Source organism: Streptomyces sp. NPDC088194 (assembly GCF_040702025.1).
Lineage (GTDB): Bacteria > Actinomycetota > Actinomycetes > Streptomycetales > Streptomycetaceae > Actinacidiphila.
This window is the reverse complement of the sequence record NZ_JBFBIV010000212.1, coordinates 1-1,970: the sequence shown is the minus strand read 5'-3', so window position 1 is coordinate 1,970 and position 1,970 is coordinate 1. Positions and strand designations below refer to the sequence as shown.

2 protein-coding genes are annotated in these 1,970 nt (G+C 74.4%); both read left to right on the top strand.

Annotated elements, in window-relative coordinates:
* Positions 1-233: 233 nt before the first annotated feature.
* On the top strand, positions 234-1,418 hold the full coding sequence (locus AB0399_RS40445) for an EfeM/EfeO family lipoprotein (RefSeq protein ID WP_366414692.1): 1,185 nt from the start codon (positions 234-236) through the stop codon (positions 1,416-1,418).
* A partial coding sequence (locus AB0399_RS40440) for a Dyp-type peroxidase domain-containing protein (protein WP_366414691.1) occupies positions 1,415-1,970 on the top strand: 556 nt, incomplete at its 3' end. The genes AB0399_RS40445 and AB0399_RS40440, both read left to right, overlap by 4 nt.

Below are 1,970 nucleotides of genomic sequence, written 5' to 3'. Positions count from 1 at the left end.
GGGGGGGCGGCCCCGCCCCCACCCCGCCCCCCCCCCCCCCCGACGGCATAGCGGCCGCCGCCGAGGACACGTCGCAGGCCGGGGCCGTATCCGAAGCGGACGGCACCGACCTCGCGGACACCCAGGAATCCCCGCACACCGAGAACGCCGAGAACGCCGGAAGCCCCGAGGCCACCACGAACACCTCGGGCTCCCCCGGTGACCGCACCCGGCGCGGCGCGCGCGGCTGGACCGTGGGCGGCACCGCCGTCGCCGTCGCCGCCGCGATCACCGCCGGCGTCCTGGCCACCGGCGGCGGGCACCACGCCACCCGCCCGGCAGCCGCGGCGGCCTCGGACGGCCTGCGGCACACCGCGGTCGACGTGTCGCCGAGCACCTGCGGCCGGGGCTGGGGCGCCACGCAGAAGCCGCACGCCGGCACGCAGGCGTTCGACCTGCACAACTCCGCGGCGAGCGCGACCGAGGTCTACCTCAAGGACCCCAGCACCGGGCGGCTGTTCGCGGAGATCGAGGGCCTGGCGCCCGGCACGACCCGCTCGATGGTCGTCGACCTCGGCAGCGGCCGGTACGCCTTCGAGTGCCAGCAGGAGGACACCGACTCGGTGACCGGTCCGACCGTGACGGTCCCCGGCAAGGCACCGCAGGGCCCGTCCTCGCTGCCGGTCACCGTGCACGACCTGATCCCGCCGACCCTGGACTACCAGAAGTGGATCAACGCCCGGATGGCGGAACTCTCCACCGACACCGGGGTGTTGAAGTCCGACGTCGACCGCGGCGACCTGACGGCGGCCCGCCGCGACTGGCTCACCGGCCATCTGGTGTACGAGCGGATGGGCGCGGCCTACGACACGTTCGGCGACGCGGACGGCGTGATCAACGGCACCACCGCGATCGGCCGGGACCCGCTCAAGGACCCGGACTTCACCGGCTTCCACCGGATCGAGTACGGCCTGTGGCACGGCGAGTCGGCGAAGTCCCTGCGCGGCCAGGCCGCGACGCTGGACAAGGCGGTGAAGGCGCTCAGGTCGCAGTGGACAACGCAGCAGATGGACCCGGCGAACATGGGCCTGCGGGCGCACGAGATCATCGAGAACGCCGAGCAGTTCGAGCTGACCGGCCGCACCGACTACGGCAGCGGCACCAACCTGGCGACGGCGTCGGCGAACATCGACGGCACCCGGGAGATCCTGGCGAAGCTGCGCCCGCTGCTGGCCGCCCGCGACTCCGGCCTCGCCCGGCTCGACGCGTCCCTCGACCGCGCCCAGGCATACCTCAAGTCCCTTGACCGCAAGGGGACGTGGACCGCGCTGGACCGGCTGACCCGCGCGCAGCGCGAGCAGGTGAACGCCGACTTCGGTGACCTGCTGGAACAACTCGCCCCGGTGGCGGCGATCTTCGACGTACGGAGGACGGTATGACGACCGACACGCACGGCCCGGCCGGCGGCGAGCTGCGGCGGCGCGGGTTCCTGCGCGGCGCGGCGGTCGGCGTCGGGGCGGTCGGCGCGGTGGCGGGCGGCGCGGCCGCGCTCACCGGGTCGAGCGCGGCGGCCGCGACCCCGTCGCCGGGCGCCAAGGCCGCGGTGGCACCCTTCCACGGCGTCCACCAGGCAGGCATCACCCAGGCCGTCCAGCAGTCGAGCGTGTTCCTGTCCTTCGACGTCACCGCGGCCGACCGGCGGGAGCTGGTCGAGCTGATGCACACCGTCACCGAGCGGGCCCGGTTCCTGACCACGGGCGGCACCCCCGCCCCGCTGGGCATCACCGACTCCCCCTCGGACAGCGGCACGCTCGGCCCCCAGGTCCCGCACGACGGCCTGACGATCACCACCGGGGTCGGCGCGTCCCTCTTCGACACCCGGTTCGGACTGGCAGCCCGCAAACCACTCCGCCTGACCACCATGCCCGCCTTCCCCGACGACGACCTCCAACCCGACTGGTGCCACGGCGACCTCAGCCTCCAACTCGCCG